This window comes from Acinetobacter sp. AR2-3 (assembly GCF_001878775.1).
Lineage (GTDB): Bacteria > Pseudomonadota > Gammaproteobacteria > Pseudomonadales > Moraxellaceae > Acinetobacter > Acinetobacter lwoffii_D.
The window spans coordinates 1-3,880 of record NZ_MJIQ01000102.1; the positions used below are offsets into that span (position 1 = coordinate 1).

2 protein-coding genes and 2 pseudogenes are annotated in these 3,880 nt (G+C 43.5%); 2 read left to right on the forward strand and 2 right to left on the reverse strand.

All coding sequences use genetic code 11. The features are described from left to right. Nucleotides 1–212 (forward strand): annotated as a pseudogene (locus tag BFN00_RS15450) (IS701 family transposase); the annotation flags it as partial. Between the two features lie 131 nt (nucleotides 213–343). Here the strand turns inward: BFN00_RS15450 and exaC are convergent. Continuing rightward, nucleotides 344–1,855, reverse strand: a complete 1,512-nt coding sequence (exaC, locus tag BFN00_RS15455; RefSeq protein WP_071852330.1) for an acetaldehyde dehydrogenase ExaC — start codon at nucleotides 1,853–1,855, stop codon at nucleotides 344–346. Nucleotides 1,856–2,056: 201 nt separating this feature from the next. Between exaC and BFN00_RS15460 the strand changes: the two genes are divergently transcribed. After that, a complete protein-coding gene (locus BFN00_RS15460; RefSeq protein WP_004647792.1) occupies nucleotides 2,057–3,238 on the forward strand; it encodes a helix-turn-helix domain-containing protein in 1,182 nt (393 codons plus the stop codon). A gap of 334 nt (nucleotides 3,239–3,572) precedes the next feature. Here BFN00_RS15460 and BFN00_RS15465 read toward each other — a convergent pair. Beyond that, a pseudogene (locus BFN00_RS15465) lies at nucleotides 3,573–3,749 on the reverse strand (transposase family protein); the annotation flags it as partial. Nucleotides 3,750–3,880 lie beyond the last annotated feature (131 nt).

Sequence of the window (3,880 nt, forward strand, 5' to 3'; positions counted from 1 at the left end):
AAAAGTTTCAAGTAAGACGATCTAAGCTGATTTTGAATCATATTTTCTCAGCCTTGATGGCCTATGTTGAGATACAAAAGAACCAGTTTGAGCGGATCTTTGAAAATGTATATCGTTGGCAGAAGAAATTATTTAGACCAATTATCAAGAACTTTATTGATGAATTTATTCTCGATAAGAATCATCTGCTGCCACAGAAAATCTATAAATAATAGTGCGTAAGTCCTAGACTAAAAACTTTATTTGAATTGGCCGCAGCTTGAAGATGTTGCTGATATTTTGTGAAAGCTAGCTACCATACATTCAAAGCGAACCGAAGTTCGCTTTGAATGTATTTCACTTCTTAAAAGAACCCGGCTGGTTTGGTCGAATAGCTGACTAGCAAGTTTTTAGTCTGCTGATAATGATCCAGCATCATTCTATGATTCTCACGCCCAATCCCTGATTTTTTATAACCACCGAAAGCCGCATGGGCAGGGTAGATGTGATAACAGTTAGTCCAGACCCGACCTGCCTGAATAGCACGGCCTGCACGGTAAGAGGTATGCGCTGAGCGTGACCAGACACCGGCACCGAGTCCATAAATCGTATCATTGGCGATCTTGATCGCATCATCAAAGTCTTTAAAGGTGGTCACAGCCAATACAGGCCCGAAGATTTCATCCTGGAAGGTCTTCATGTCATTGGTGCCTTTAAAGATAGTCGGCTCAATATAGAAACCTTGACCCACTTCCTGACGTGCTTCACCACCAGTCAGGATCTGTGCGCCTTCTTCACGACCAGTGGCAATACAGCCCAGAATCTTGTCCTGCTGTTCCTGTGAGGCTTGCGCGCCAATCATGGTGTCAGTATCCAGCGGATGCCCGGTTTTAATCCGTTTCACCCGTTCAACGGCACGCGCCAGAAATTCGTCAGCAATACTTTCCTGGATCAGCGCACGCGATGGACAGGTGCAGATTTCACCCTGGTTCAGGGCAAACATGGCAAAACCTTCCAGCGCTTTGTCCAGATAATCGTCTTCCTGATCCATAATGTCGGCAAAGAACAAGTTTGGTGATTTACCGCCAAGTTCCAGAGTCACCGGAATAATATTTTCAGTCGCATATTGCATGATCATCTGACCCACTGCGGTGGAACCGGTAAAGGCAATCTTGGAAATACGGGGATTGGTCGCCAGTGGACGGCCGACTTCGACCCCGTAGCCATTGACGATGTTCAACACGCCCGGTGGCAAAATATCCTGAATCAGTTCAGCCAGCACCAGAATGCTGACCGGAGTCTGTTCTGCAGGTTTCAACACAATGCAGTTGCCCGCAGCCAGGGCAGGTGCCAGTTTCCAGGCAGCCATCAGAATCGGAAAGTTCCACGGGATAATCTGACCCACGACGCCCAATGGCTCATGAAAATGATAAGCAATCGTATCTTCATCAATTTCGGAAATGCCGCCTTCCTGCGCACGAATACAGCCGGCAAAATAACGGAAATGGTCAATAGCCAGCGGAATATCGGCAGCCAGCGTTTCACGGATCGGTTTGCCGTTATCCCAGGTTTCTGCCACTGCCAGCAGTTCCAGATTTTGTTCCAGACGATCGGCAATTTTCAACAGAATATTGGAGCGGGTGGTCGGCGATGCTCTGTTCCATTGTTCTTTGGCTTTGTGCGCTGCATCCAGGGCCAATTCAATGTCTTCTACAGAAGAACGCGGAACCTTGGTAAAGACTTTGCCATCTACCGGAGAGATGTTGTCAAAGTATTCACCTTTGACCGGAGCGACCCATTCGCCGCCAATAAAATTCTCGTATTGTGCTTTAAAATGAACTTTTGAATCAGGTTGATTAGGATCGACGTAACGCATATTTATTTCCTTTGCTTATTTTCGTATGGCAAAACCGCTTCTACAGCTTTGGTATAAGGTACTTCTGCACCTTATTTGATTAATATAACTGGTATAAGGTTGGAAAAAGGTTGGGGCTAGCATGTTCACGATATTTTCATCCATTTTAAAAAAATAACGATTACAGCGGATGTAAATCATGAATTGTTGTGAGAATAAGGAATGATGACAAAACAAGATTTGATGGAAAAAAGGCACAATACTGATCAGCTTCGGCAAAACAGCAGTTTGTCTCCCTTACATGCAGAACAGCTGGGACAGAGTATTGCCAGCTCCTGGCAACGTTCATCCTCGGCTGAAATCCCGAAGAATCGTTTAGCAGCACCGCTGACGGATTTAAAAAAGACCACTTCTTCCTCAACTTTAGCCCAAGCCCTGCAACATTGTGCTCAGGATTTAAAACATATTGCCGAGCAATCTTCTATGGTGCTGGCGGTCGGAGATATCGGCAGCACCATCATTTGGGCAGCTTCTAGCCCACAAATGCAAAGTGCCGCAGAAAGTGTACATTTTATTGAAGGTGGGCAATGGCGCGAAGAGCTAGTCGGAACCAATGCATTGGCATTATCCTTAAAAACTCAACAATCCAGCTGTGTCTTTTCCAGTGAACATTACATGTCCTCCATTCATGATTGGGTTTGTTACGCTGCCCCGATTATTGATCCCTATTCAAAACAGGTCTTAGGTGTCATTGATCTGTCGACTACCTGGCCAAAGCATAACAGTTTAGCACTACTAGCTGCGGAGCGCTGTGCTACGATCATCCAGTCGGCTCTACTAGAATGCCAGAAGCAGCGCCTGTTTATTCGAGCTTTTTCAGTACCTCAAGTGCTGTTTAATGGCAAGATGCTGGTTCTGACTCCTCGACAGATTGAAATTCTGACCATTCTAGCCTTATGTCCGCAGGGTCTGAGTCTAGATACATTGCATCAAGCCTTATATGGCGAGCGCAAGGTCAGTATGGGGACTTTAAAAGCAGAAATGTCACAATTACGCGATTTATTAGGTGGTATGCTGGGTTCCAGACCCTATCGTTTATTGGCGCATGTAGAGGCTGATTTTTTAATGACAGAGCAATCTTTAGATGCTGGGTATATCGATTCAGCCTTGAAATTATGTACCGGCGTATTTCTGGCCAAAACAGAAAGTCCATTTCTATGCGCCTGGAGAGATTGTCTGGAATCACGCCTGAGCGATGCCATTTTCAAGGCTAATGAAACCGATGTCTTGCTGAAACATGTGGCACATTTTCCTGAAGCGATTGATGCTGTAGAACGTCTGATTGAACTGATGCCCAAAAACCATCCCGTTCATCAGACTCTGTTAAAATATAAAAATCTTTAAAGCTGATGTAACTGTCGGTACAAAGCTAAACAGTTAAAATAGGAATATTCTGGAATATTAAGTATTATCCTTGCTTACTGTGAGTTTACTTATTAATTTAGACTGAACCTGATCCTAAAATTTTTATCAGTGGCTACCCAGTTTGCCGTTTGCCTAGATGCTTGATATCAGCTACGCTCACCTTCATGTCATTTGAAGGACGCGCAGTTTATTCCTCAGGGATCAAATATAATCGTAAGATAATACGCTATGAAATTTTATTTGTGGCTAGAACGGGCTAAAAAAATAGTGGCATTTTTCTACCATGGGATTAATAGATCTCTTGCGAAAGTCGTTATTGCAAGTTCATCCGGTTTACCAGTGCAGCGATTAAGTTAATGCGTAAACCGAATCTTTTCCGTCTATTTCGATAGCGTTCACTTAGTATTCTAAATCTTTTCAATTGACTGTTAATATGTTCGATTACAACTCGTATTTTTCCAATCATTTTATTGTAATTTTTCTCTCTCTTATACACATCTCCGAGCCCACGAGACAAAAAAAAAAAATCAACTCTCTGTCACTATTTACATATATTAATCTACATAACACTACACCCTATTCTGGTTCTTTTCACACTTTACTCCCACCACTTCATCCATT